General features: G+C 64.3%; 19 protein-coding genes and 2 tRNA genes. 10 read left to right on the plus strand and 11 right to left on the minus strand.

The window, feature by feature from the left end; translation table 11 throughout:
* The first annotated feature begins 28 nt into the window (after positions 1-28).
* Together ABIB27_RS01500 and ABIB27_RS01505 are read left to right on the plus strand one after the other, a co-directional pair.
* Positions 29-835 carry a hypothetical protein gene (locus ABIB27_RS01500; RefSeq protein ID WP_354214096.1) on the plus strand — a complete coding sequence of 269 codons (807 nt, stop codon included), beginning with the start codon at positions 29-31 and terminating at the stop codon, positions 833-835.
* A 70-nt stretch (positions 836-905) separates the two neighbouring features.
* On the plus strand, positions 906-1,712 hold the full coding sequence (locus tag ABIB27_RS01505) for a transglutaminase-like domain-containing protein (protein ID WP_354214097.1): 807 nt from the start codon (positions 906-908) through the stop codon (positions 1,710-1,712).
* Positions 1,713-1,737: 25 nt separating this feature from the next.
* Here the strand turns inward: ABIB27_RS01505 and ABIB27_RS01510 are convergent, their stop codons facing one another.
* The 8 genes from ABIB27_RS01510 to bcp form a co-directional block, all read right to left on the minus strand.
* Positions 1,738-2,208, minus strand: coding sequence for a MarR family winged helix-turn-helix transcriptional regulator (locus ABIB27_RS01510; RefSeq protein WP_354214099.1), 471 nt, complete (start codon positions 2,206-2,208; stop codon positions 1,738-1,740).
* Complete coding sequence (locus ABIB27_RS01515; protein ID WP_354214100.1) at positions 2,208-3,317, minus strand: LLM class flavin-dependent oxidoreductase; 1,110 nt, start codon at positions 3,315-3,317, stop codon at positions 2,208-2,210. The genes ABIB27_RS01510 and ABIB27_RS01515 overlap by 1 nt, the downstream gene beginning before the upstream one ends.
* A 113-nt stretch (positions 3,318-3,430) precedes the next feature.
* The gene (locus ABIB27_RS01520) at positions 3,431-6,652 is read right to left on the minus strand and encodes an efflux RND transporter permease subunit (protein WP_354214102.1); all 3,222 of its coding nucleotides are present in this window, start codon (positions 6,650-6,652) and stop codon (positions 3,431-3,433) included.
* Positions 6,653-6,718: 66 nt separating this feature from the next.
* Positions 6,719-8,221 carry a malate:quinone oxidoreductase gene (locus tag ABIB27_RS01525; RefSeq protein ID WP_354214104.1) on the minus strand — a complete coding sequence of 501 codons (1,503 nt, stop codon included), beginning with the start codon at positions 8,219-8,221 and terminating at the stop codon, positions 6,719-6,721.
* Between the two features lie 79 nt (positions 8,222-8,300).
* Entirely contained in the window at positions 8,301-9,974 is a 1,674-nt protein-coding gene (locus tag ABIB27_RS01530) for an ABC transporter substrate-binding protein (protein WP_502909083.1), read from the minus strand.
* A 159-nt stretch (positions 9,975-10,133) separates the two neighbouring features.
* Positions 10,134-10,805 (minus strand): fasciclin domain-containing protein, encoded by a 672-nt coding sequence (locus tag ABIB27_RS01535; protein WP_354253399.1) that lies wholly within the window; start codon positions 10,803-10,805, stop codon positions 10,134-10,136.
* 217 nt (positions 10,806-11,022) lie between these two features.
* A tRNA-Leu gene (locus ABIB27_RS01540) sits at positions 11,023-11,104 on the minus strand.
* Positions 11,105-11,262: 158 nt separating this feature from the next.
* Entirely contained in the window at positions 11,263-11,736 is a 474-nt protein-coding gene (bcp, locus tag ABIB27_RS01545; protein WP_354253400.1) for a thioredoxin-dependent thiol peroxidase, read from the minus strand.
* A 96-nt stretch (positions 11,737-11,832) separates the two neighbouring features.
* Between bcp and ABIB27_RS01550 the strand changes: the two genes are divergently transcribed.
* Entirely contained in the window at positions 11,833-12,288 is a 456-nt protein-coding gene (locus tag ABIB27_RS01550; protein WP_354214414.1) for a MarR family winged helix-turn-helix transcriptional regulator, read from the plus strand.
* A 141-nt stretch (positions 12,289-12,429) separates the two neighbouring features.
* Here the strand turns inward: ABIB27_RS01550 and ABIB27_RS01555 are convergent.
* The 3 genes from ABIB27_RS01555 to ABIB27_RS01565 all read right to left on the minus strand — a co-directional run bounded on the left by ABIB27_RS01555 (position 12,430) and on the right by ABIB27_RS01565 (position 14,970).
* Positions 12,430-12,505, minus strand: a tRNA-Lys gene (locus ABIB27_RS01555).
* 115 nt (positions 12,506-12,620) lie between these two features.
* Positions 12,621-13,748, minus strand: coding sequence for a PQQ-dependent sugar dehydrogenase (locus tag ABIB27_RS01560; RefSeq protein WP_354253401.1), 1,128 nt, complete (start codon positions 13,746-13,748; stop codon positions 12,621-12,623).
* Between the two features lie 10 nt (positions 13,749-13,758).
* Complete coding sequence (locus tag ABIB27_RS01565; RefSeq protein WP_354214111.1) at positions 13,759-14,970, minus strand: sunset domain-containing protein; 1,212 nt, start codon at positions 14,968-14,970, stop codon at positions 13,759-13,761.
* A 324-nt stretch (positions 14,971-15,294) separates the two neighbouring features.
* Here ABIB27_RS01565 and ilvD point away from each other — a divergent pair, with 324 nt between their 5' ends.
* The 7 genes from ilvD (at position 15,295) to ABIB27_RS01600 (ending at position 26,412) form a co-directional block, all read left to right on the plus strand.
* On the plus strand, positions 15,295-17,016 hold the full coding sequence (gene ilvD, locus ABIB27_RS01570) for a dihydroxy-acid dehydratase (RefSeq protein WP_354214113.1): 1,722 nt from the start codon (positions 15,295-15,297) through the stop codon (positions 17,014-17,016).
* Positions 17,017-17,399: 383 nt separating this feature from the next.
* Positions 17,400-19,307, plus strand: coding sequence for an acetolactate synthase large subunit (locus ABIB27_RS01575; protein ID WP_354214114.1), 1,908 nt, complete (start codon positions 17,400-17,402; stop codon positions 19,305-19,307).
* A 2-nt stretch (positions 19,308-19,309) separates the two neighbouring features.
* Positions 19,310-19,822: an acetolactate synthase small subunit gene (gene ilvN, locus ABIB27_RS01580; protein WP_354253402.1), complete on the plus strand. Its 513-nt coding sequence runs from the start codon at positions 19,310-19,312 to the stop codon at positions 19,820-19,822.
* A gap of 101 nt (positions 19,823-19,923) precedes the next feature.
* On the plus strand, positions 19,924-20,949 hold the full coding sequence (gene ilvC, locus ABIB27_RS01585; RefSeq protein ID WP_354214118.1) for a ketol-acid reductoisomerase: 1,026 nt from the start codon (positions 19,924-19,926) through the stop codon (positions 20,947-20,949).
* A 123-nt stretch (positions 20,950-21,072) separates the two neighbouring features.
* Positions 21,073-22,662: a phosphoglycerate dehydrogenase gene (serA, locus tag ABIB27_RS01590; protein WP_354214120.1), complete on the plus strand. Its 1,590-nt coding sequence runs from the start codon at positions 21,073-21,075 to the stop codon at positions 22,660-22,662.
* Positions 22,663-22,864: 202 nt separating this feature from the next.
* Positions 22,865-25,660 carry an ABC transporter permease gene (locus ABIB27_RS01595; RefSeq protein ID WP_354214122.1) on the plus strand — a complete coding sequence of 932 codons (2,796 nt, stop codon included), beginning with the start codon at positions 22,865-22,867 and terminating at the stop codon, positions 25,658-25,660.
* The gene (locus ABIB27_RS01600) at positions 25,657-26,412 is read left to right on the plus strand and encodes an ABC transporter ATP-binding protein (protein WP_354214124.1); all 756 of its coding nucleotides are present in this window, start codon (positions 25,657-25,659) and stop codon (positions 26,410-26,412) included. Before ABIB27_RS01595 ends, ABIB27_RS01600 begins: the two co-directional genes overlap by 4 nt.
* The last annotated feature ends 12 nt before the right edge of the window (positions 26,413-26,424 follow it).

Raw genomic sequence — 26,424 nt, forward strand, 5'->3', positions numbered from 1 at the left:
CGCCGCCGTCCGCAGCTAGGCTGGCTGCATGACAAGCACGGCGACATCCTGGGGACTGCGGACCGCGGCGCTTCTGATGGCGGGCGCCCTGGTGGCCGGGTGCAGCAGTGCCCCTGGCGGCAGCGGCACTGCGTGGACTGCGGAGCCCGGCACTTCCACCGGCACCGGCGCGCCCACGTCCGGCGCCAGCGCACCGGCGTCGGGTCCCGCGGCTACGCCTAGTGGATCGCCCTCCACAACTTCCGGGCCGGCCGCGACAGCATCAGCCTGGAAAACCTTTACCGACCCCGGGAAGACAGTCGGTTTTGACCTGCCCGAAGAATGGATCGCCCAGTCCGTCACCCCCGGGGAGGGGACGCTGCCGGGTGCGCTGAAGATCGAGGTGAAAAAGCAGGACGGCACGTTTGTGGCTGCACTGCGGACGGGCCTGCCGCCGTCGGAGTCCGTCTGCCCGGACGCCGGGAAAAAGCCCTACCTCGTCATCAGCAGCGTGCCGGTGAAGCTTCCCGGACTGATGGGCGAAGGTACCATCGCGCCGCATGCTGTGTTCCGTGTGATCCAGGGCTACCGGTACTTCGGTTCGTACGGCATCACCAACATTGTGGGCGGATCGGACGGACAGGCCTGCGAGCTGCGCAACGTGGTCCGCGGGCCCGCCGGCAAAGGGGACTACTCGTTCGGGGACGTCGGGGTCCTGAAAGTATTCGCTGCGGACGAAAAGGTGGCCCCGGCCAGGGCGTTTGACACCCTGGACCAGGCGGCAAAGTACGTTGACGAGAGCTCGGACTTCGCGAACGTGCAGCGGATGCTAATGTCTCTGGAGATCAAAAACTAGTCCGCCGCCGGCTCCATCCCACGCCGGGCCAGGGCGGCTGTTCTGCCACTACCTCACACCCCGGAGAGACATGGAACGCACTGTTGCCGCACGCATGGTTTTTAGGAACGTGGCCGACACCAAGGCAGCCTTGGCCATCGCCGTAGCCAAAAATTCCGGCTACACATCGTTTGAAGAATCTTTGACAGTCACGGCCGGCGGGGATCCGGTTCCGGTGCGTGAACTTGCCGACCATCACGGTGGCCGCCTCCACTATATGGAGTTCGCCGAGCCCGCCGAAGTGACAGTGGAGTACTCTGCGACTGTGGCGGGCAAGGCAGTACCTGAGGAGGTCACACTGGCGGACCTCATCCGCTATGTCCGCCCGAGCCGCTACGCCGAATCCGACAGGCTCCTTCCCACCGCCTACGCCGAATTTGGCGGCCTGCACGGTGTGGAACTGCTCCAGGCCGTGCGGAGCTGGGTCTACGGCGAGTTGAGGTACATCAGTGGTTCCTCCCGGGGCACGGACGGTGCCGTGGAGACGCTCCTGCACCGTCGTGGCGTGTGCCGGGACTTCGCGCATCTGGCCATCGCGCTCCTCCGCTCAAAGGACATCCCGGCACGGCTGAGCGCCGTCTACGCGCCGGGGCTGTCGCCGATGGATTTCCACGCCGTAGCAGAGGCCCACGTCAATGGTGCATGGCATGTCATCGACCCCACGGGGCTGGCCCCGCGGGAGTCGATGCTGCGGATTACGGCCGGCCGGGACTCGGCCGACACCGCGTTCCTGTCCACCGTGGGCGGCCGCCTGACCCTCAACGAGCTTCGCGTCACCGCTGTGGTTAACGGCACGCTGCCGTCCGAGGATCCTGCCCGGCTGGTGGTCCTGGGCTAGCTTTGCTCTGCAGCCCTGCGGCCAGTCACTTTCCGGGCCGGGCGCTCACGGCATTGCGGAGCTTGTCAGTCAGCCGCTGCAGCTCCTTTTGCTCGGCAGCTGTCAGTGCGGGCCCCACCAGGCTGGAGATGTCCCGTACGTGCTCACGGCCGATCTCCTTCTGGAGCGCGGCGCCTTGCTCGGTCAGCTTTAGGAGCACACCACGGCCGTCGTCCGGGGCGGGCTGCCGGACCACGAGTCCGCGCTTTTCGAGCCGCTCGACCAGCCGGCTCAGGCTCGACTGGCTCAGCAGGACGTGGTCATTGAGTTCGTTGAGCCGCAGCCAGCCGGACGTGCACCGGGAGAGCGTGAACAGGACGTCGTACTCGGTGATGGCCACATTCTTGAAGGCCTTGCCTGCCTGGAGTTTCCGCATGACCGCAACCTGGGCCCGGAACAAGGATTCCCAGGTTTCCGCCGCCAGCCGGCTCCGAGCCTCCTTATCTTCGCCAGCCATCACGCCTCCGAAGAAGCTTTGTCGCTGGCCCGGGATGCCATGAGGGCAGCAACGCGGCCAGCGTGGGTGGGAGGATCCGGCACGTGGGCAGGCTTCAGCGCGGCGTACTCCTTCCGCAGGACCGGGAGGACTTCCTCGCCGAACAGATCGAGCTGCTCCAGGACAGTCTTCAGCGGCATGCCCGCGTGATCGATCAGGAACAGCTGGCGCTGGTAGTCGCCGAAGTACTCGCGGAACGCCAGGGTCTTTTCGATGACTTCCTGCGGGCTGCCCACGGTGAGGGGCGTCTGTGACGTGAAGTCCTCCAGCGACGGGCCGTGGCCGTAAACGGGAGCGTTGTCGAAGTAGGGCCGAAATTCCTTGACGGCATCCTGGGAGTTCTTGCGCATGAAGAATTGACCGCCGAGGCCCACGATGGCCTGGTCCGCTTTTCCGTGGCCGTAGTGCTCGTAGCGCTCACGGTAAAGGCTGATCAGCTGCTGGTAGTGCTCCTTGGGCCAGAAGATGTTGTTCGCAAAGAAGCCGTCGCCGTAGTACGCGGCCACTTCGGCGATCTGCGGCGTGCGGATGGAACCGTGCCACACGAAGGGGGCAACGCCGTCGAGCGGCCGGGGAGTGGAGGTGAAGTTCTGCAGCGGGGTGCGGAACTTGCCGGACCAGTTGACAGTGTCCTCGTCCCACAGCCGGCGCAGCAGGCTGTAGTTCTCAATGGCCAGTTCCACGCCGTCATGGATGTTCTTGCCGAACCAGGGATACACAGGAGTCGTATTGCCGCGGCCAAGTACCAAATCCACACGGCCGTCGGCCAGGTGCTGCAGCATGGCGAAATCTTCGGCGATCTTGACGGGATCGTTGGTGGTGATCAACGTGGTTGCCGTCGAGAGGGTGATCCGCTCAGTCTGCGCGGCGATATACGAGAGGGTGGTGGTGGGGGAGGAGGAGAAGAATGGGCGGTTGTGGTGCTCGCCGATGGCGTAGACATCCATGCCGATTTCTTCGACCTTCTTGGCGATCGCTACGGACGCCTTGATGCGTTCATTCTCCGTGGGCGTCCGGCCGGTGGTGGGGTCAGTGGTGATGTCGCTGACGCTGAATACGCCGATCTGCATGGTGGGCCTTCCGATCCTGGACTTCTCTGGGGTGGCTCCTACTATAGCTGATTTTCATGCATTTGCATGTATCGCAGGGTAAAACGCCTCGCGGGCGAGAATATTCCAGGACGCTACTCGGGCTCGCCAGGCCCCGCGCGGCGGCCGCTTACTTTGGGAATCGCACCGGTAGTCCAGTCGCTGAACTCGGCGTCGACGTCGTTCGCGGCCGCAAACTCCGGGCGCCCCTGCATGGCACGGAGCAGCGCTTTGCGTTCCCGCCGCCCCTCCACAAGCCGGTACAGCACGGGTACCAGCACCAGCGTCAGGGCGGTGGAGGAAACCAGGCCGCCGATCACCACCACTGCCAGCGGCTGGGAGATGAAGCCGCCGCCCCCGGTCAGGCCCAGCGCCATGGGCGTCAGGGCGAATACGGTGGCCAGGGCGGTCATCAGAATGGGGCGGAGCCGCTGCCTCGCGCCATGCGTGATGGCGTCCGCCACCCTCATCCCCGGCAGGCCGTTGCGGGGCTGCCGGTATTGGTTGATGAGGTCGATGAGCACAATCGCGTTGGTGACCACGATTCCCACGAGCATCAGCATGCCGATCAGGGACGGCAGGCCGAGGGGAACGCCGGTGGCCAGCAACAGGGCAACGGCCCCGGTGGCCGCAAACGGGACGGAGACCAGCAGGATCAGGGGCTGAATCAGGGACTTGAAGGTTGCCACCATGATGACGTAGACAATAGCGATGGCCGCGAGGAGGGCAAGGCCCAGCTGCTGGAAGGATTCTGCCTGCTGGGTGGTGGCACCGCCGATTTCCGCGGTGACTCCCGCGGGGAGGGTGACTTCCGTGAGGCGTTTCTGCACCTCAGTGTTCACCGCGCCAAGGTTGGAGCCCGACGGCGTGACTGACACTTTCGCGGTCCGCTGGCCGTTGCTGGCGGTGATGGATACTGGCACTTCCACCTGCTCCACGGTGGCGATGCTGCCCAGGGTCACCGGTCTGGCCGCAGCCGGCAAAGCGATACTGCGCACCGCATCGATGCTGGTGAACCGGGTTCCTTTGCCGATCTGGACGGGGAAGTCGTTGGTGTCGATCCGGACTGTCCCGGCCGGAATGGGGCTGATCGTGGCAGCCAGGACACCGGCCACCTGTTTCTCGTTGAGTCCTGCGGCGGCGGTCTTGTCCCGGTCCACCTTGACCTGGACCACCGGCTGGCGGCCCGCTAGGTTGGTTGCCACTTCACTGGTTTCCGGCACGCCGGTCATGGCGCCCACCATGGCGTCGCTGGCTGTGCGGAGGTCCTCGGAGCTTGCTGCCTTGATGGTGATGTCCACGGTGGAGGACGTCCCGAAGCCGCCCTGCTGGGAGCCGACAGTGACCTTCCCGGAACCGGGCATGTTGCCCAGATCCGTTCGTACGGTTTCCTGGAGCTTGGCCTGGTTCACTTTCTCGTCGGTCACCACGGTGAACGTGGAGTTGGAGGAGCCGGAGGAGGTCAGGGCGGCAAAGCCCGCCTGGGCGTTGCCGGAGGTCACCTGGACATTCTTGACGCCCTCGATGCCGCGGAGGACTTCCTCAAGCCTTACCGCGGCCGAGCTGGTGTCGGCCAGGCTTGTCCCCGCCGGCATCACCTGGCGGACGGTCATGCTGTTCTGGCCGGAATCGCCGAGGAGGTTGGTGGCCAGCAGTGGCGTCATGGCGCCCGTGCCGCCGAGGACCAGCAAGGCGGCGACGAGGGTCCACACCGGATGCTTCTGGGTCTTGCTGAGAATCGGCAGGTACGCGCGTTGGAGCGGACTCTTCTGTTCGGACTCGTGTGCCTTGGCCCGGGCGGCGGCAGCCGCTTCGCGGGCAGCGGCAGATCCGGGCGCGGCGACGGCCGGACTCTTGAGGAACCAGTAGGCGAGGACCGGGACAATGGTCAACGAAACCAGCAGGGATGCCAGCAGCGCCATGGTGACCGTCAGTGCGAAGGGGCGGAACAGTTCGCCGGCCAGCTCGCCCACAAAGGCGATGGGGAGGAAGACCGCCACGGTGGTCAGCGTCGAAGCGGTGATGGCGCCGGCCACTTCCCGGATGGCGGTGAGGATGGCGGCGACTTTCTCCTCACCGTAGCTGAGGTGGCGTTTGATGTTCTCGATTACCACAATCGAGTCGTCCACCACGCGCCCAATCGCGATGGTGAGCCCGCCAAGGGTCAGGATGTTCAGCGAGTAGCCCGTCGCCGAAAGACCGATGAAGGTCACCAGGAGCGAGAGCGGAATGGACACCGCTGTCACCAGGGTGGAGCGGGCGGACATCAGGAACACCAGGATGACGGCGACGGCAAAGCCCAGCCCGAGGAGCCCCTCTGTGGTGAGGTCCTTGATGGACTTTTCGATGAAGGGCGCCTGGTCAAACACGGCGGTGAACTTAGCGTTGGACCCCAGTTCCGCCTCGAGCTCGTCCAGCGAATCGTTCACGGCGTGGGAGATGCCCACAGTGTCGCCCTCGGGCTTCTTGGTGACCGACACCGCCAGCGTTTCCTCGCCGTTGGTCCGGGTGATGGAGGTGCGTTCATTGTCCTGCAGGCTGACGTCCGCCACTGAACCGATCGTGGCACCCTTGGCTGCCCCGCCCAACGGCAGCGACTTGATGGTATCGAGGGAGTCCACCGGGCTGCCGATCTGCAGGGACAGGGTCTTGCCCTGTTCCTCGATCGTGCCGGCCGGGATCAGCGCGCCGTTGTTGCCCAGCGTGTTCCGGATGGATTCGATGGTGGCGCCGCTGGCAGCCATCGCTTCCGGCCGCGGGAGGACCTCGATGTGCTGGGTGGGCCCGCCGGTCACATCGGCGCCGCGGACGCCGTCGATCTTCTGGAGCCGGGGAACAGACAGTCGCTGAAGGTCCGCGTTCAGTTCGCTGAGCGGCCTGTCCGAGGACACGGCGAGGAACACGATGGGGAAGTCGCTGATGCTCCCGGCGAAAGCCTGCGGCTGCACATCCGCCGGCAGGGAACGCTTGGCGTTGGAGATGGCCCGGTCGATCTGGTTTCGGGCACGGTCAAGGTTCGTCCCGTAGGCGAAGACCATGGTGATCTGAGAGGTGCCGTTGCGCGACGTCGAAGACGTGGACTTCAGACCCTCAACCCCGTTCAGGGCTGTCTCCAGCGGCGCGCTGACCTGCTTGTCCACAACTTCCGGCGAGGCGCCGGGCATGGCAGTCAGCACGGTGATCTGCGGGAACTCGATGGAGGGAATGAGTTCCTGCTTCAGCGATGACATGGTGATCACGCCGAACACCGATGCGAAGACGGTGATCAGCGCGATCAGCGCCCGGTTTGCCAATGAAAGTTGTGCCAGCCGGAACATCGCGTGGTCTCCTGAGGGGTTGTCGGAGTGCTGGGACCGGACCTGCCCGCCAGGGCCGGCGATGCGTCAGTTGTTGGCGGGAACGTTTTCCAGCCGGAGTGCCTTGGCGGTTGCGGCTTCGAGCTCGGCAGCCAGGCCCGGGTTGTCGTCGAGCTTCACGCCGTAACCGGGCATCATATCCTTGAGCTTGCCCTGCCAGCCCTTGAAGTCCTTGGGGAACGCCCTTTGCAGTAGTTCGATCATGATCGGCACCGCTGTGGAGGCCCCGGGCGAGGCACCGAGGAGGGCGCCGATCGAGCCGTCGCGGCCGGCGATGACTTCAGTCCCGAACTGCAACACCCCGCCCTTCTTCGGATCCTTCTTGATGATCTGTACACGTTGGCCGGCAGCGATCAGTTCCCAGTCGCCGTCCTTGGCCTCGGGGTAGTACTCGCGGAGCGCCTCAACTTTGTCGCCATGGCGCTTGGCCACCTCTTTGACGAGGTAGGCCGTCAGGTCCATGTTGTCCTTGGCAACGGCAAGCATCGGAATGATGTTGCTGGGACGGATGGACAGCGGCAGGTCCAGGTACGAGCCGTTCTTCAGGAAGTTGGTGGAGAAGCCGGCGTAAGGGCCGAACAGGAGGGAGCGCTTGCCGTTCACGTAACGGGTGTCCAGGTGCGGCACGGACATGGGCGGGGCGCCTACGGAGGCCTGGCCATAGACCTTGGCGCTGTGCTGTGCCGCGAGAGCCTCGTCGGTGCAGCGGAAGAACTGGCCGGACACGGGGAACCCGCCGTAGCCCTTACTCTCCGGGATCCCGGAAGCCTGGAGGAGGTGAAGCGCGCCGCCGCCGGCACCGACAAATACAAACTTGGCGTGGATCGTGCCGCGTTCCCCGGAAGTCGGATGCTTCAGCGAGAGGTCCCAGCCGCCGTCGGACGCCTTTGAAATGCCGGTCACGTCGTGGCCGTAGTTTACTTCGACGCCGTTGTTCCCGAGGTACGTGGTCAGCTCACGGGTCAGTGCCCCAAAGTCGACGTCGGTGCCTTCCGCTGCGCGCGTGGCGGCGATGGGCTGCTTCGGGTCGCGGCCCTTGACGATCAGCGGCGCCCACTTGGCGATCTGCGCGTGGTCCTCGGAGTACTCCATGCTGTGGAACAGCGTGTGGGACTTGAGCGCTTCGTAGCGGGTCTTGAGGAACTTGGAGTTGTTGTCACCGATCACAAAACTCATGTGCGGGACGGTGTTGATGAAGCCCTTCGGCGAGCCGATCAGCTGCTGTTGAACCAAATGCGACCAGAACTGCCGCGACAGCTGGAACTGTTCGTTGATCAGCAGGGCCTTGGCAGGGTTCACCGAGCCGTCTTTGGCCGCAGGGGAGTAGTTGAGCTCGCACAGCGCGGCGTGGCCTGTTCCGGCGTTGTTCCAGGGATCGGAGCTTTCCAGCCCCGGCTGGTCAAGGCGTTCGAACAGGGAAATGGTCCAGTTCGGCTCGAGCTGCTTGATGAACGCCCCAAGGGTGGCGCTCATGATGCCGCCGCCAATCAGTACGACGTCGGCATGTTGGGTCTTTGATATGAAGGTCACAATCAGTCTCCGATAGCAGCGGCTCTGGCTGTCAAAGAATATCCCCGCACGGCCCACTAACTGAAATTGGTCCCTCCCGTCAAGGCCTTAACACGACCTTGGTGAAAACTTCACTCAGCACCGGGGACGCCGGGTAGCTGCTGACACGGTCGGACAATGCAAGGGCCGAGATGGGGAAGGCGATGGGAACGGCCGGGACCGTGGCAGCGATCTGGGTGTTGATGGTGTGGTACTGCTCGTCACGTTCCCTTCCGGCGGGCAGGCCGCGGGCCCGGTTGATCTTGGAGAAGACCTGCGGGTCCTGGTAGCCGAACTCACCGTTCTTTTCGCCGAACAGGGGTCCCACAAAGTTTTCGGCGTCAGAGTAGGCGCCGTTCCAGCCGAGCAGGTGCAGCGCATGCTCGCCGCGGGACTGGACTTTCTGGAGGTAGCCGTCAGACCAGTTGACGGGGACAGGCTTGATGTTAAACCCGACGGCGGTCAGTTGCCGGCTGAGCTCTGCGTAGATCTTCTCCGGCGTGGGGAGGTACGGGCGGGTGGCGTTGAGCGGGTAGTAGAACTTGAGTTCTTCCCCCATGTAGCCCGCCTCGGCAAGGTAGGCCTTCGCTTTAACCGGATCGTGGCCCAACGCTGGGGCTACGTTGTTGAAGCCGCTGATCTTGGGCGGGACGAATTGTGTGGCCTTCGCCGTGTTGTCGATGAAGAACTTCCGGATCAGGGTGTCTTTGTCGATCGCCAGCTCAAGGGCTTGGCGGATCTTGAGGTTCTGCAGGATCGGGACTTCCTGGTTGATCCCCAGGTACATGACCGAGAACGGGTCGCGCTGGACAATCTGCATCCCCCGTTTGACGAGCTGATCGAAGTTGCCTACCGTGACGGCGTCGTATCCGTCGATCCTGCCGTCGAGGAGGGCCTGGAGCCGCGTCTGGGGGTGGTCGTACGTGACGAAATTGATGCTGGCGATCTGTCCTCGGTCACCCCAGTAGTCCTTGTGGCTGAGCAGGCGGACGGTGGTTTCGTCCCAGGCCGCCAGGCTGAAGGGTCCGGTTCCCACTGGGTTGGTGGCGAAGGCGGAGACGGAGTTGCTGTGCCGTGTCTGGTTCAGGACATCCGCGGTGCCTGCGGCCAGGGCTGCGGGCGAAGCAATGGCAAAGGCCGGCATGGTGAGTGCCTGGAGGAACGCGGTGAAAGGCTGGGTGAGGTCGATCCGGACGGTATCAGGGGATAGCGTGGTGCAGCTCTTGAAAATGGACAGGGCGGCGTCGTCGGAATGCGCCTTGAACACGCTCTTGAAGGAAATCCCCGGCGCCTTGGCCCGGAGGTCAGCGGAGAAAGCGAACCAGCGGTTGAAGTTGTGGCACACGGCATCTGCGTCAAACGGTGTGCCGTCCTGGAACGTGACGCCGCTGCGGAGCTTGAAGGTGTAGCTGCGGCCTTCGTTGGATTCGGTCCACTCCGTTGCCAGTAGCGGGGTGGGTTTGCCGGTGGTCTGATCCACGCCCACGAGGCCTTCGAGGATCTGCCGGGTAATCCGGTAGCTTTCAACGTCGCTGGAGAGCGCCGGGTCCAGTCCCAGGGGCTGGGATGCTGTACCGAATGTGAATGTTTCGGTGGGCTCCAACCCGGTAGGAGACGTTGAAGGGGAGGTTGCCGAAGGTGACGGCGGGGGAGTGCCGGTACAGGCGGTCAGGCCTAACGCCATAAAGACGGCGCCGGTCTTGATGACCGTTCGCCGCGAAGTACTGCTGGGCACTCGTGTATCACCTCTGGGCTGTTCCTGGCCGGCACCGCCGACTGCGGGCCAGGGACACAGTCTAATTGACCAGCCTTGGGGTTCCCTGTTATCCCACGGAGGGTCGTGTGCACATGACAGCGGCCCGTTCCTGTCGGAACGGGCCGCCTTGATGCTGGATTACTTGGGCATCAGCACCGAGTCGATGAGGTAGACCGTGGCGTTTTTGGTCTTCACGCCGCCGCAGATGACCTTGGCGCCATCAACCATGAGGGCATCCTTGCTGCCGGTCACCGTGACAGAGCCGCCTTGGACGGTGGCGTGGGTGCCGGCGATCTTGTCAGGCGTGATTTGGCCGGGAACCACGTGGTAGGTCAGGATCTTGCTCAGGAGGGCGTCGTCGGTCTTGAGTGTCTCAATGGTGGCTGCATCGATCTTGGCAAACGCGTCGTCCACCGGGGCGAAGACCGTGAATTCGGCTCCGTTGAGCGTGTCCACCAGGTTAACCTTCGGGTTCAGCTTGCCGGAGACGGCGGCCGTGAGAGTGGTCAGGATGGGGTTGTTGGATGCCGCGACTGCTACCGGGTCAAGTGCCATGCCGGCCACCGAACCTGCACCCGTCGGGACCTTTGCGGCGTAGCCGGCGCAGCCCGGACCCACGAGGTTCGCTGCGGGATCCATGGTTTTTGCACTGGCGGACGGCGACGGAGCCATACTGGAGGCCGACGGCGCGGCGGCGGGAGCGGAGGAGCTCGGGGTTGTTGTTGCTGGTCCACCGCAAGCCGTGAGGCTTAGCAGGGCTGCAGCAGCTACGCCTGCGACGGTGAAGGATGTGCGCTTGAATGACTGCATTTCGGTTCTCCTTGTTTGTGCCGATTTCTTGCCTGCTGCAGACGTGGCGCTGCTTGTGGCTTTTCCGACTATCGGGCACCTGCCGTTGGCTGGTGTCTCATGGGGTATTCGGGCGGAGTGCCGAAATGGATGGGTGGATTGAAAATACTTTTTTGCGCCGCTGATTTGGGTTAACGGCAGAGATCCCGGGCCGTGGGGCCCGGGATCTCTGTTTGTGTGCGCAAGGGGGGACTTGAACCCCCACGCCCGAAGGCACAGGAACCTAAATCCTGCGTGTCTGCCAATTTCACCACTCGCGCTTTGGCGTCCGGCGTCATTTCCGCTCCCCGCCAGCTGACTGGACGGGAATAAAAAACATACGGCGGCGGATGCCAGGTTCCATTGTAGCCTCGGGCGGGGGAGGATCCTGTCAGTCCTTGCCGCCTTGGGTCCTGCGTCCCCTGGAGGTGCGTCAGTGCTACGCGTCCAGTTTGAGGTCGCGCCGCAGCTTTGCCACGTGCCCGGTGGCCCGGACGTTGTACTGGGCAAACGCCACCTTGCCGTCGGGATCAATCACGATGGTGGAACGGATCAGTCCTTCGTAGGCCCGTCCGTAGTTCTTCTTCGCACCCCAGGCCCCATAGGCCTCCGCCACGGCATGGTCCTCGTCTGAAAGCACGGGGAAGCTGAGATCTTCCTTGGCGGCAAAGGCGGCAAGCTTTGCCACGGAATCGGGCGAGATCCCCAGCACGCGGTAGCCGGCCGACTTAAACGACGCCAGGTTGTCCCGGAAGTCGCACGCCTGTTTGGTGCAGCCGGGCGTGGAAGCGGCGGGGTAGAAATAGACGACGGTGCTCGCGCCGCTGCCCGAGGCCAGGCTCACGTCCTGACCGGTCGAATCCTTCAGGGTGAAACCGGGCGCCACGGCGCCGGTCAAGAGTTTGTCAGCCAATGTTGGTCTCCTCGTTGCAGGCGGGAAATACCACTCTAGTAAGCATCCAGAACGGGTGCGAACCGGGCCTTGGCTATACTTGCATGTATGCCTGACATGGATCGCTGGCCCACAGGGCGCTTATTGTCCACCGCGGCGCGCCTCGTGGAACACTCCTGGAACGAGAAACTCAGCGCCATTGGCCTGACACACGCCGGCGTTATCGCCATCGAAGTGCTCGCAGCCCAGGGCCCCATGACCCAGGCCCAGTTGGCCCAGTTTGTGCGGGTCCAGGCCCAGACCATGGGAAAGACGCTGACCCGGCTGGAGTCGCACGGACACATCGCCCGCGTGCGCAGCACCTCTGACCGCCGCAGCCAGGTGGTTTCCCTCACCGACAGCGGCCGGGAAGCAGCAGTTGCTGCTGTGGAAATGGAGCGCTCGGTGCTGGCCGCGGCAACCATCGATCCCGATCTCCTGCGACAGGAACTTCAGGCTGTTGTCAGCGAGCTTGCCCGCCAGTTCGTATCGCCGGCTACCCGTGCCTTGGTGGACGGCGCCCCCCTCGGCTAAAACTGGATTCCGGAATATCCCACGGCATCACAGCTGCGTGTCTGCGGCGGTGGTGCCGGATTTATTTGGTCCTGAAGTCCTGGATGTTAAACAAAAACAGCCTCTGGCAGCGTTTCCGCCTGCCAGAGGCTGTTTTCCCCTTGGTGCACCCCCCGGGACTTGAACCCGGAACCCATTGATTAAGAGTCAATTGCTCTGCCAATTGAGCTAGAGGTGCATCTCTGTGCGGCGATCCCCGGGGCTTTTTCTTTCCCGGTTGTTCTCCGCAACGACATGAAACTCTACACGAACTTCCGGCCCATGTGAAATCGCAGCCGTGGAACTCCTGCCGCTCAGGCCGGAGGGGCCAAAACCAGCACGAAATCAGGGTTTTGGTTGTTGGTGAGCAGCCATAAACCGCCTTCGGGAGTGCGGATGACGTCGCGGATCCGGCCATATTCGCGTGTGAAATGGGCCACAGGCGCGTGGGCTTCCTCGCCGCTGAGGGCAACGGTCCAGAGGCGCTCGCCCCGCAGGGCACCGACGAAGGCCGTGGAGCCCACAATTTCCAGGCCGCTGGGGGATGAGTCCGCCGTCGAAGGCCACACCACTTTCGCGTCGCAATAGCCCTGGCGGTGGGGCGCGCCTGTGACCACAGGCCAGCCATAATTGCCGCCCGGTACGATCAGGTTGAGCTCATCATTCACATCCGGGCCGAATTCGCTCGCCCAGAGCCGGCCCTGGCCGTCCCACGCAAGACCCTGGACATTCCGGTGGCCCAGGCTGTAGGTGGCGTTGCCGAAGGGGTTGCCGGGTGCGGGCGTGCCGTCCGCTGTCAGCCTCAAGATCTTCCCGCCCAGAGCATTCGGGTCCTGCGGCTGGTCCCGGCGCTGGGAGTCACCCGTGCCCACGTACAGGAAGCCGTCCGGGCCAAACCGGATCCGGCCGCCGTTGTGCGTCGAAGCCTTGGGGATACCGGTAAAAACAACCTCAGGCTCGCCAAACGAAAGGGCCCCGCCGGGCTCTTCTGCCAGCTTGACCCGGGCAATGCGATTGTCCTGGGCTGAGGTGAAGTATAGGTAAAGGTAGTTGTCCGTTGAATAGCCGGGGGACAGTGCCAGCCCCAGCAGGCCGCCTTCGCCGGCCGGGATGACGCCGGGGACCTGGCCTATCGCGGTTGCGCGGCCATCCTTGACTACCTTAAGCAGCGCCGACTCGCGCTCGGAAATAACGGCCGTGCCGTCCGGCAGAAATACGGCGGCCCATGGAATATGGAGCTGTAGATCAAGCCGTTTCAGAACCTCGGGTGAAACGGCATTTCCGGTCCCCGGTGCCGCCGTCGCGGTCCCGGGGCCCGTGCCCGTCATAATGCCGGTTGGGGCGTCGTTTCCGTTCCCGGTGCAGCCGGACAACGACAGCGCCACGCAAAGCGCCAATGCGCCCGCGCGGCGCGTTGGGGCTGGCAAGGGCCAGCCGAACATCCCAGTGTGGTTAAAGGCGGGTTCTCCGGGGAGCCCGGAATCCGGCGGCCTCGGCGTGGGCCGCCGATTCGAACCAGACATCTGCAGTGGTCTGCTCATAGTCAGGGCGCCCTTCCTCGTAGTAGACCATCGCGCGTGCATCGCCCTTGACCACGAAATCGGCCGGGCCACTGCCGCCCGGACCGGGGGACGCCGATCCGGCGCCGTAGGGCTGGTCCGCGGCCAGGTGGCCGATAGCTTCCGCCGTCGGCGCCATCGGTTCCGATGGTGCCGCCATAGGTTCTGCGGGCGGCGCCATAGCTTCTTCCGGGGGCTCGATCTCCGTGGGCGCCGGGCCCCGACCGTCGGCTGCGGGGTAGTCCCTAGTGAAAGCATCGGGCGTTGCTGTTTCCGATGTGGATGTTTCGGCTGTAGCTGCTTCTGCGGCGGCCGTTTCTGCTCCGGGCAGTGTGGGGGAGTGCGGGTCGGTGTACTCGGTGTGATGGACGTAGCCGGTGTCCTGGGTGGGTTCCCCGTAGGGTTCTGTGGCGCCGGCGCTCCCGCTGGATACGTCTGCCGCGGGCCGGTGGCTGGCCGCAGGGGCTGACCCGCTGGCTTCTGACCACTGCGTTTCCCATTCGTCCTCTGCCGGCCGGCCCGCGGCCTCTTCGGTGGCGCCCGGCTCCGAGCGTGCGGAGTCGATGTGCGCCCCGGCGTCGTGGGACGGCACAGGCCCGGCGGCAACGGGGTGCTCCGGGACCAGCGGGTCCGCTGGTGCTGCAGGTTCGTGGGCGGACAATTCTTCGTGCCAGGCGGCGGCAGACTGGCCGGCCGTCGCAGCCGTTTCAGCAGGGATGCCCTCTTCGGCGGCGGCCTCCGGCTGGACATCAGTCCGGTGCCCGGCAGCGGCCGGGGCGACTGCGGCGTCTGGCCGAGCGACGGTCTGCTGCCCGGCATCGGCCATTTCCTTCCTGGCGGAGTCGGAGAGTTCGGGTTCGTCGTCCGCGGTTGTGGGGGGAACCGGTTCCGCGGGGCGGCCGAATCCCGCCGCGCTGGGGAGGCCGGCAGTACCGGCGGCGTCAGCGGAGGCGGCCGCGCTGCCGCCGGCCAGTCCGCCCTCTGCCCGGCCACTCTCTGTCCGTGGGGCCGCGCCGCCGGTGTTGGCGGAGCTGTTGCGGTTCAGCAGCCACCACACAACGCCCACAATCAGCACAATCGCAATGATCCAGAAGACAAAATCCATAACAGGGCCCTTCATTCCAGATGGCATGGTTGCCGTTCTCTGACGGTACGTCGGCGTGAACGGGGCTGTCTAGGTCGCAGCAGGTCAGCGCACCAAGTCGCCGCAGGTCAGAGCTGGAGTTTGCAACCGGCCGGGGGTTGTTGATTCGACGGCGGTCACTGGCCCTTGTGTCGTGGCGAGGCCCCATCCGTCGGAGAGTCCGCATCCATGCCGTCTCAATATTTGAGATGGAAGTCCACTATTTGAACGAATTATTCCCCAAAGTTGGGATTCTGCGGCGGCGCCTGGTCGTTCGATTCCGATCGGAGTCATAGACTTTGACCCATGAGTGCCGACAGCGAAACATCAACTGAGAACAAGCCTGACATCAAGCCGCGCAGCCGGGTCGTCACCGACGGGATTCACGCAGCTCCCGCGCGAGGCATGTTCCGTGCCGTGGGTATGGGTGATGACGACTTCGCGAAGCCCCAGATCGGCGTCGCAAGTTCCTGGAATGAAATCACACCCTGCAACCTGTCGCTGAACAGGCTTGCCCAGGGCGCCAAGGAAGGCGTCCACGCCGGCGGTGGTTTCCCCATGCAGTTCGGCACCATTTCCGTTTCGGACGGCATCTCGATGGGCCACGAAGGGATGCACTTCTCCCTGGTCTCGCGCGAAGTCATCGCCGACTCCGTGGAAACCGTAATGCAGGCTGAGCGCATAGACGGCTCGGTCCTGCTGGCCGGCTGTGACAAGTCGCTGCCGGGCATGCTCATGGCTGCAGCCCGCCTGGACCTGGCCAGCGTGTTCCTCTACGCCGGCTCCATCATGCCGGGCTGGGTCAAGCTCGAGGACGGGTCGGAGAAGGAAGTCACGCTCATTGACGCCTTCGAGGCTGTCGGCGCCTGCGCCGCGGGAAAGATGAGCCTCGGAGACCTGGACCGCATCGAGCGCGCCATATGCCCGGGTGAAGGCGCCTGCGGCGGCATGTACACGGCCAACACCATGGCCTGCATCGGCGAAGCGCTGGGCATGTCACTGCCGGGATCCGCAGCTCCGCCCTCGGCAGACCGCCGTCGTGATGAATTTGCCCGCAAGTCCGGCGAAGCAGTGGTCAACCTGCTCCGCCTCGGCATCACAGCCCGGGACATCATGACCAAGAAGGCGTTCGAAAACGCCATCGCCGTCACCATGGCCTTCGGCGGTTCCACAAACGCTGTCCTCCACCTGCTGGCCATCGCCCGCGAAGCTGAAGTCGAGCTGAACCTCGAGGACTTCAACCGCATCGGCGACAAGATCCCGCACCTGGGTGACCTGAAGCCGTTCGGCCGCTACGTGATGACCGACGTCGACAAAATCGGCGGCGTACCGGTCATCATGCGTGCACTGCTGGACGCCGGCCTGCTGCACGGTGACTGCCTCACCGTCACCGGCAAGACCGTCGCCGAAAACCTCGCAGCGATCAACCCGCCGGATTTGGACGGCAAGATCCTGCGCGCCATGGACAACCCGATCCACAAGACCGGCGGCATCACCATCCTGCACGGTTCGATGGCTCCGGAAGGCGCCGTCGTCAAGAGCGCCGGCTTCGACGCAGACGTGTTCGAGGGTACTGCCCGCGTGTTCGAGCGTGAGCAGGGTGCCCTGGATGCGCTCGACAAGGGCAAGATCAAGGCCGGCGACGTCGTCGTTATCCGCTACGAAGGCCCCAAAGGCGGCCCGGGCATGCGCGAAATGCTCGCCATCACCGGTGCCATCAAGGGTGCCGGCCTCGGCAAGGATGTCCTGCTCCTGACTGACGGACGCTTCTCCGGTGGAACCACCGGGCTGTGCATCGGCCACGTTGCACCGGAAGCGGCCGACGGCGGACCCATTGCCTTCGTCAAGGACGGCGACCGGATCCGCGTGGACATCGGCGCACGCTCCTTCGACCTCCTGGTCGACGGGGCCGAGCTCGAGTCCCGCAAGGTCGGCTGGGAGCCGCTGCCGGCCAAGTTCACCAAGGGTGTGCTGGCCAAGTACGCCAAGCTCGTCCACAGCGCCTCCACCGGCGCCTACTGCGGGTGAACCCTTCCCCTTTTCTGAGGCGCTGAGCGACTCAGAAAAGGGGCCCCTTGGCATCACCCTTATTAAGCCCTTCCGCCGAAGCGGTCGGGCTGCGGTTGGATCCTTCCATTAAAGGATCAATACGTGGACGATGATGTCCATATGGTGAGATGTGCACCACCCCCGTTGACATGCATCTCGCCCAGAGGGAAAACTGAACGCATGATCGCAAACGTTGCCAGTTGCGCCGCTGCAGATGCAGTGGTCGTCCTTACCAAGCGCGTGGCTGAATAGCCCGACTGGTAACGTACCGTCACGCGCAACCCCTCGAAGAGCCGCCAGGCTGAGGGGTTTTTTTATTTTCCGCAGTTTCGAGAAACAAATGATCCACAAGGAAGAGTCCGATGAGCAAAGGATCGCCCATCAGCCCCTCGCTGATGGCTACCAAGTCCGCTGGAGCCCCCAAGGCTTCGGAACGTGCCGACCGAACGGCTGACCATGCCGCCGTCGTCACTGATCTTGCTGCTGTCTCTCCTGTCCTTGGGCCGAACAACGTTGTACCCCCAACGGTGATGACCGGCTCAGAAGCTATTGTCCGCTCGCTCGAAGAACTCGGCGTCGACGATATTTTTGGTTTGCCCGGTGGCGCGATCCTGCCTACCTATGACCCCTTGATGGCCTCCAGAATGAACCACGTCCTGGTCCGTCACGAACAGGGAGCCGGCCACGCCGCGCAAGGCTATGCCATGGTTACCGGCCGGGTGGGCGTCTGTATCGCCACCTCCGGCCCCGGTGCCACCAACCTCGTTACCGCCATCATGGACGCCCACATGGACTCCGTACCCGTGGTGGCCATCACCGGCCAGGTATCCAGCGGCGTGATCGGCACCGACGCATTCCAGGAAGCCGACATTGTTGGCATCACCATGCCGATCACCAAGCACTCCTTCCTGGTGACGGACGCCAATGACATCCCGCACGTCATGGCCGAAGCGTTCCACCTGGCCTCCACCGGTCGTCCCGGTCCGGTGCTGGTGGACGTGGCCAAGGATGCCCAGCAGGGCAAAATGACGTTCTCCTGGCCGCCGAAGATCGACCTCCCCGGCTACCGCCCGGTGACCCGGGGACACAACAAACAGGTCCGGGAAGCAGCCAAGCTGATCGCTGCTGCCAGCAAACCCGTCCTGTATGTGGGCGGCGGTGTGGTGAAAGCCCACGCCTCTGCTGAACTGCGGGAGTTGGCCGAACTGACCGGCGCCCCCGTTGTCACCACGTTGATGGCCCGCGGAGTCTTTCCGGACTCCCATCCGCAGCACGTCGGCATGCCGGGCATGCACGGTACGGTTTCGGCCGTGACCGCGTTGCAGCAGTCCGACCTCCTGATCACGCTGGGGGCACGGTTCGATGACCGCGTCACGGGAATCCTGAAGTCCTTTGCGCCGCACGCCAAGGTGATCCACGCGGATATTGATCCCGCCGAAATCTCCAAGAACCGTGCTGCCGACGTCCCGATCGTTGGATCCGTCAAGGAGATCATCCCCGAGCTGACAGAGGCCGTCCGCTCACAGTTCGAGTCCGCCGGCACGCCGGACCTCACCACGTGGTGGGCGTTCCTTAACAACCTCAAGGAAACCTACCCGCTGGGCTGGACCGAACCGGAGGATGGCCTCAGCGCCCCGCAGCGCGTCATCGAGCGTATCGGCGCACTTACCGGCCCCGAAGGCATCTATGTTGCCGGCGTGGGCCAGCACCAGATGTGGGCCGCGCAGTTCATCAAGTACGAGCGCCCGCATGCCTGGCTGAACTCCGGCGGTGCCGGCACCATGGGCTATGCAGTACCGGCTGCCATGGGTGCCAAAGTGGGGGACCCGGACCGAGTGGTCTGGGCGATTGACGGCGACGGCTGCTTCCAGATGACTAACCAGGAACTGGCCACCTGTGCCATAAACAAGATTCCCATCAAGGTTGCCATCATCAACAACTCCTCGCTGGGCATGGTCCGCCAGTGGCAGACCCTCTTCTATGAGAGCCGCTACTCCAACACGGACCTGAACACCGGACACGAAACCGTCCGTATCCCGGACTTCGTCAAGCTGGCGGACGCGTACGGCTGTGCATCGTTCCGGTGCGAACGTGACGAGGACATTGATGCGACCATCAAGAAGGCCCTCGAGATTAATGACCGCCCCGTGGTCATCGATTTTGTGGTGAGCCCCGACTCCATGGTGTGGCCGATGGTGCCCGCCGGCGTGAGCAACGACCAGATCCAGTTTGCCCGAAACATGACCCCCGAATGGGAAGAGGAGGACTGATCATGACCCGCCACACACTGTCCGTTCTGGTTGAAGACAAGCCCGGTGTACTGACGCGCGTCGCGAGCCTGTTCGCCCGCCGCGCCTTCAACATCAATTCCCTGGCCGTCGGCCCGACGGAAGTCCCGGGCATGTCCCGGATGACCGTCGTCGTCGACGCCGATGGTGAGCTCATTGAACAGGTCACCAAGCAGCTCAATAAACTGGTCAACGTGATCAAGATAGTTGAGCTCACCCCCGAATCTTCCGTACAGCGAGACCACATCCTGGTCAAGGTACGTGCGGATGCCGCAACTCGTCTGCAGGTGACCCAGGCTGCAGACCTGTTCCGAGCTTCAGTGGTTGACGTCTCCACAGACTCCGTGGTCATTGAAGCAACAGGCCACCCCGAAAAAATCACGGCACTGCTGTCAGTGCTTGAACCCTTCGGCATCCGCGAAATTGTGCAGTCCGGCACCCTGGCCGTTGGACGGGGATCCCGCTCCATGAGTGACAGGGCATTGCGCAGCGCTTAATACGCGGGCGGGCTCCGGCCCCCTGCGGCGCAACGCCCGTGCAGTACCGCAGCACCACAGACTAGCTACACCAGAAAATCCACTCAAAAGGAGTTACGCAAGTGACTGAAATGTTTTACGACGACGACGCCGATCTGACCATCATCCAGGGCCGCAAAGTCGCAATCGTCGGCTATGGCTCACAGGGTCACGCCCACGCTCTGAACCTGCGCGACTCCGGCGTTGAGGTTGTCATCGCCCTCAAGGAAGGCTCGTCCTCGATCGCCAAGGCCCAGGACGCCGGCTTCACGGTCAAGACTGTTGCCGACGCCGCCGAATGGGCCGACGTCATCATGATCCTGGCTCCGGACCAGCACCAGCGTGCCATCTATAACGACTCCATCAAGGACAAGCTGACCGCCGGCAAGGCCCTCGCCTTCGCCCACGGCTTCAACATCCGCTTCGGCTACATCGAGGCGCCTGAAGGCGTTGACGTGATCCTGATCGCGCCGAAGGCTCCGGGCCACACCGTCCGCCGCGAATTCGAAGCAGGCCGTGGCATCCCGGACATCATCGCCGTGGAGCAGGACGCCACCGGTTCCGCCTGGGACCTGGCCAAGTCCTACGCCAAGGCCATTGGTGGCACCCGTGCGGGCGTCATCAAGACCACCTTCACCGAAGAGACCGAAACCGACCTCTTCGGCGAGCAGTCCGTCCTGTGCGGCGGCGTGTCCCAGCTGGTCCAGTACGGCTTCGAAACCCTGACCGAAGCCGGCTACCAGCCGCAGATCGCCTACTTCGAGGTGCTCCACGAGCTCAAGCTCATCGTTGACCTCATGTGGGAGGGCGGCATCGCCAAGCAGCGCTGGAGTGTCTCCGACACGGCCGAGTACGGCGACTACGTCTCCGGCCCGCGCGTCATTACCCCCGAGGTGAAGGAAAACATGAAGGCGGTCCTCGCGGATATCCAGAGCGGTGCCTTCGCCAAGCGCTTCATCGACGACCAGGACAACGGCGGCGTCGAGTTCAAGGAACTCCGCGCCAAGGCTGAAAAGCACCCCATCGAGGGCGTTGGCCGCGAACTGCGCTCCCTGTTCGCCTGGCAGCAGCAGGATGCGGACTACGTAGAGGGTTCTGCAGCCCGCTAAGGCTGCTCTGCCGGCGCCCCAACCGGTGCCAACTGAGGCCGGGTTCACTTAATAATGTGGGCCCGGCCTTCCGTCCGCCTAGACTTGTTACATCCCAAAGGACTGCAACGCAGAGGATCGCCCGTGTCAAAACCCGTAGTACTGCTCGCCGAAGAACTTTCGCCCGCCACGATAGAGGCTCTGGGCCCGGACTTCGAAATCCGCCAGACTGACGGCTCAGACCGCTCCCAGCTTCTTTCGGCCATCGTGGATGTGGACGCCATCCTGGTACGTTCTGCCACGCAGGTCGATGCCGAAGCAATCGCCGCGGCGAAGAGCCTCAAAGTCATTGCCCGTGCAGGCGTCGGACTGGACAACGTGGACATCAAGGCCGCCACCCAGGCCGGTGTGATGGTGGTCAACGCCCCTACGTCGAACATCATCTCTGCCGCAGAACTAACGGTCGGCCACATCCTGAGCCTGGCCCGCCACATCCCGCAGGCCAGCGCCGCACTGAAAAACGGCGAGTGGAAGCGCTCCAAGTACACAGGCATCGAACTGTTCGAGAAGAAGATCGGCATCGTCGGCCTGGGCCGTATAGGCGCGCTGGTAGCTGCCCGCCTGCAGGGCTTTGACACCGAGATCCTCGCCTATGACCCGTACATCACCTCAGCCCGCGCCGCCCAGTTGGGCGTCAAGCTCGTCACCCTGGACGAGTTGCTGAGCCAGTCGGACTTCGTCACCATCCACATGCCCAAGACGCCGGAGACCGTGGGCATGCTGGGCTCAGACGCCTTCACCAAGATGAAGTCCACCGCCTATGTGGTCAATGTCGCACGCGGCGGCCTCGTGGATGAGAAAGCGCTGTACGCGGCCCTGGAGGACCGCCAGATCGCCGGGGCCGCCGTCGACGTGTTCGTCAAGGAGCCCAGCACGGACCTGCCGTTTTTTGCCCTCGACAACGTAGTAGTCACCCCGCACCTGGGTGCCTCCACCGACGAGGCCCAAGAGAAGGCAGGCGTCTCGGTTGCCAAGTCTGTACGCCTCGCACTGGCAGGAGAGCTTGTGCCTGACGCCGTCAACGTCGCCGGCGGCGTCATCGCCCCGGATGTCCGGCCGGGCATTCCCCTGATCGAGAAGCTGGGCCGGATCTTCACCGCGCTGACGCACGCTTCCCTGACCCAGGTCGATGTGGAGGTGGCCGGCGAAATCGCTGCCCTTGACGTCAAGGTCCTGGAACTCGCGGCACTGAAGGGCATTTTCGCCGACGTGGTGACCGAACAGGTTTCCTACGTCAACGCCCCGGTCATAGCGGAGCAGCGCGGCATCAACGTGCGTTTGATCACCACGCCGGACACGGAATCGTACCGCAACGTCCTGACGCTCCGCGGTGCCCTCAGCGACGGATCCCAGATCTCCGTGGCCGGTACCCTCACGGGCCCGAAGCAGATCCAGAAGCTGGTGGGTGTCAACGGCTACGAGGTGGAAATTCCCATCAGCGAGCACCTCGTGGTGGTCTCCTATGCCGACCGGCCGGGCGTGATCGGAACCATCGGACACATCCTGGGCATGAACAACATCAACATCGCCGGCATGCAGGTGGCGCGCCAGGCTGAGGGTGGCCAGGTGCTTGCCCTGCTGACCATCGACACGTCCGTGCCGCAGCAGGTGCTTGACGCCATCAAGGCCGGCATCGGCGCTGACATGGTCCGCGAAGTGGACCTCGAAGACTGAGTTCCTCACCGCCATGAATAACGCGTGACCGGGGCTTCACCCCGCCACGTATGATTGGTCGGTCTGCCTACAATGGCTAGGTCCTGTTTCAGGACAGCGCCGGCAGACCGGCCAATATTTTTTGCACACCCGGAGGAATTCCATGATGTCCGCCGCCCGCGGACCGTGGTGTGCGCACGCAATCCAGGTTTCAGGGAGCCCAATGAACGCCGTCCAGAGGTTCATCAGAAGCAAAGTGCTACTGCTGACCGCGGCCATCTTGATCGCAGCAATGTGCCTGTCGGTCCTCGTCCAAAGTCAGTCCCAGGCAGCCCTTCACCGGACGGTGGATGAGAACTCGCGGGGGCTGTACGACGTCCTTGTCCAGGCCAAGGCCGGGTCCTCTGCGCTGATACAGCCGGAGATCGCCAGTGGCGGGGGCGGCATCAGCTTCGACCAGCTGGCGTCCATCCGGAAGCTGTCCGAAACCTCCGTGGCAGCCCCCATCAGCCTGGTGTCACGCGTGACGCAGAACCTGGAAGCTCCCCGGCTCGATGCCATGGATTTCCTCGGCTATAACGCAGGGCTCGCAGGCACCGCCACCACTGACAAGGCGGCAGGCGCCACAGACCCCGCCAAGTGGCCCGCGGCCGAATCAGTGCTCAGCGACACCCCAAAGAAATACCGGCTCACCGCCAGCGCAGTGAGTTCCGACGGCGTCTCCGAACAGGTCCTGTTCAAGTCCTCCGCGGAGGGCACGCTGGGCAAGGCCAAACTCGTCGAGGAAAAAACGGTCGGCGGCACCAGCATTCGGATCGCACCACCGGCAGGGGAGAACGGAATCAAGTTCCCCGCCCCGGCCGGTGGCTCCGAACACAATCTCTTCAACCTCTCGGTGTCCCTGCCCCTCTCACCCGAGGTGACCGAGTCCGTCGTCGCCGTCGACCCCGTGGCCGAGCGTGCACTGCTGGGCTCCGCGGGCGACTTCCTGGCTCCGCTGGAGAAAGCACCGCCCGCCGGCGCCCGGAACGCCGGCGCCATCGGCCGCCACTTCGAGAGCCTCTTCACTAACGGCATCAGCCTGGAACAGCTGGAAGAGGGCCCGGACTTCCTGGGCGTCAAGCTCAAGTACTGGGCCCCGTTGATGACCCAGTACCAGCAGGCCAAGCGCAGCGGACAGCTGACTGCCGACTCCCAGGGCATCCCGCTGATCGTGCGCTCCGGCACGTCCCTGGACCTGAAGTACAACGTCAAGATCGAGGAGATCGACGGCGCCGGCAAGGTGGTCAAGGACGTCGGGACGGCAACCCGCTCGCTGGACAAGGATTACCTGCCGTTCGTTTCCAAGGACCCCTTCGCCCTTTCCTGGCCCGGTTCCACCGACCACTCATCGCTGCTGGGCGCCCAGGGCAATTTCAACCAGGGCCTCTACACTCCGGCCACCTGGACCACCGATTTTGCCGCCGCGCCGAAGTACGTTGACGGCGACGCCGCTGCCAACGGGGCAGTCCAGAAATCCGCCACTCCGGGGGACTGGGTCACGGTCAATCGGTTGCCGGAGAAGGGCGCCAATGGAGCCCCCGTGGACCAGACGCAGCGTGAACCCGTGGACGAACGGTCCTACCGCGAGAACCTGGCAACAGGGCAGAAGCTCGCCGCTCCGCTGGCCATGGTCTACGGAACTTTTGACCCCGCGGCAGTGAAAGCGGCCGCCGGCGACGTCAACCGGCTCCCGCTGGGTGGCTACGACCCGACGCCGCTGACCCTCACCAAGGATGCCAACGGCAAGGCCACCGCCGCCACGGAGCTCAAGCCCTCGCTCAGCGCCACCGGACTGGCAAGCCAGTCGGCCGGCGCCATCACCGACTACTACGGCCTTGCCGCTGCCCGCGGCTACAAGGACAACGCGGCCGTGATCGACGCCGTCCGGGTCCGGGCCAAGGCTCCCGGCAGTTGGAAGGAAGCCCAGCCCGACGTCGAAAAGCTCGCCGCTGCGATCCGTGACATGGGCCTGGAAGCCACCGTCGTGGCCGGTTCAGCGCGCGAGGACGCCAGCATCTTTGTCCCCGGCTACTCCAAGGACGACGCCGGCAAGGAATCTCCGCTGGGTACGGTTCAGCAGTCCTGGGTCCGGCAGAACGCGGCCGACGCCGTCACAGGCTCACTGACCGGAACCAATGTCACGCTGCTGTTCCTCACCCTGTGCGGGGCTGCCCTGCTGACCGGCGCTTCCACCGTCAGCTACATCAGGAAACGTAAACGCGAAGCCGGAACCCTGCGCGCCATGGGCTGGACCCAGCAGCGGATCCGCATGTGGGTGCTGGAGGAATTCGGCGTCGGCGCGGCACTGCTCGCTGTGGCCGGGATCATCCTGAGCCTGGTGAGCTGGAGCCTGACTACAGCTGTCGTCTCAGCCGCCGTTCTGGCCCTCTACGCGGCAGCGGCGTTCTTTGCAGCCCAGCAGTTGCGGCACCGCGACGAGGTGGACCAGGAACCGCAGCACGATGACCGGCTGATCCCCGTGGATTCACCCCTGACCTTCGCCAACCGCCAGCTCAGCACCAACAAGTTCAACACGGTTTCCCTGGCCGTCGCGGTTGGCGTGTTCGGGGCAGCAGTGGGCGGGCTGGTGGCTCTGCTGATTGACATTCCCCGGGCTGCGGGCGCCAGTGCCCTCAGCGGGTTGGCTGCGGCCAGCGTAGCCCTGCCGAGCATGCTCCTGGCTCTCGCCGGGGTCGCGGTGGGACTCGTCCTGACCCTGGTCACTGGCCGGTTTGAGCTAAACGCCAAACGCCAGTACCTGGGCATCCTCGAAGCCATGGGCTGGAACCCGGACATGCTCCGCCAGGTCCGCCTCTTCGAAAATGCGCTGGTGGGAACGGTGGCCCTGCCACTGGGCGTCCTGGGCGCGCTGGGCATCGGGCTCCTCCTCGCCCCGTATGCCGCGCTGTGGGCCGGCGTCGCCGGCCTCGTGGCTGTACTTTGCTGGATACCGATTGCAACGAAAGTAGTCCAATGACAAACCAGGCGAATGTTCACCGGAGCCGGAGGTCCGGCGCCGCTGAGACGCCCCTGCAGACCCGTGCCAACACCATCGTCAAGGCCGCGGAACACGGGACCCCGCTGGAGCTGAGCGATATCACCATTCGCTATGGCGGTGGTAAGAGCGGTGCCGACTCCGTCAGCGTGGTGGAGGGCTTCGACCTGGCCCTGCACGCGGGAGAGATGCACTGCGTCGCCGGCCGAAGTGGCTCGGGCAAGACCAGCATCCTGACCGTCGGCGCCGGACTGACGCTGCCGACGTCGGGCCGCGTCTTTTGGGAAGGCGATTCGCTCGAAAGCATGGGCGACGACGAAATCGCCGACCGCCGTCGGGCTCTGATCGGCTATGTGGATCAGGGCGGCGCCCTGATTGACGGCATGAGCGCCCTGGAGAACGTCCTCCTGCCCGCCGTGCCAGACGGCGAGGTGGACCAGCGCCGCGACATGGCCAAGGACCTCCTGGACCTGGTGGGCCTGGGCCGCCGCATGCGCCACCGCCCCGCGCAGCTTTCCGGCGGTGAACGCCAGCGTGTGGCGATCGCCCGGGCACTGATCCTGGGCACCCGCGTGCTGGTGGTGGATGAGCCCACCGCCAGCCTTGACAGGGCCTCCGCCAACCGCATCATCAGCATCCTCAAGGACACCACCTCGGATGGAATTGCGGTTCTTGTCGCTTCGCACGACCACGAACTGGTCCGCCTGAGCGATACCCTGACCGAACTTATCTAACCCGCCCCTCCG

Origin of the sequence: Arthrobacter sp. UYEF21 (assembly GCF_040546085.1) — a bacterium.
Classification (GTDB): Bacteria; Actinomycetota; Actinomycetes; order Actinomycetales; family Micrococcaceae; genus Arthrobacter.

Coding starts and splice junctions, on each gene's coding strand:
- ABIB27_RS01500 (WP_354214096.1), top strand. CDS start 29: ATGACAAGCACGGCGACATCCTGGGGACTGCGGACCGCGGCGCTTCTG.
- ABIB27_RS01505 (WP_354214097.1), top strand. CDS start 906: ATGGAACGCACTGTTGCCGCACGCATGGTTTTTAGGAACGTGGCCGAC.
- ABIB27_RS01510 (WP_354214099.1), bottom strand. CDS start 2,208: ATGGCTGGCGAAGATAAGGAGGCTCGGAGCCGGCTGGCGGCGGAAACC.
- ABIB27_RS01515 (WP_354214100.1), bottom strand. CDS start 3,317: ATGCAGATCGGCGTATTCAGCGTCAGCGACATCACCACTGACCCCACC.
- ABIB27_RS01520 (WP_354214102.1), bottom strand. CDS start 6,652: ATGTTCCGGCTGGCACAACTTTCATTGGCAAACCGGGCGCTGATCGCG.
- ABIB27_RS01535 (WP_354253399.1), bottom strand. CDS start 10,805: ATGCAGTCATTCAAGCGCACATCCTTCACCGTCGCAGGCGTAGCTGCT.
- ABIB27_RS01550 (WP_354214414.1), top strand. CDS start 11,833: ATGGATCGCTGGCCCACAGGGCGCTTATTGTCCACCGCGGCGCGCCTC.
- ABIB27_RS01560 (WP_354253401.1), bottom strand. CDS start 13,748: ATGTTCGGCTGGCCCTTGCCAGCCCCAACGCGCCGCGCGGGCGCATTG.
- ABIB27_RS01565 (WP_354214111.1), bottom strand. CDS start 14,970: ATGGATTTTGTCTTCTGGATCATTGCGATTGTGCTGATTGTGGGCGTT.
- ilvD (WP_354214113.1), top strand. CDS start 15,295: ATGAGTGCCGACAGCGAAACATCAACTGAGAACAAGCCTGACATCAAG.
- ABIB27_RS01575 (WP_354214114.1), top strand. CDS start 17,400: ATGAGCAAAGGATCGCCCATCAGCCCCTCGCTGATGGCTACCAAGTCC.
- ilvN (WP_354253402.1), top strand. CDS start 19,310: ATGACCCGCCACACACTGTCCGTTCTGGTTGAAGACAAGCCCGGTGTA.
- ABIB27_RS01595 (WP_354214122.1), top strand. CDS start 22,865: ATGAACGCCGTCCAGAGGTTCATCAGAAGCAAAGTGCTACTGCTGACC.
- ABIB27_RS01600 (WP_354214124.1), top strand. CDS start 25,657: ATGACAAACCAGGCGAATGTTCACCGGAGCCGGAGGTCCGGCGCCGCT.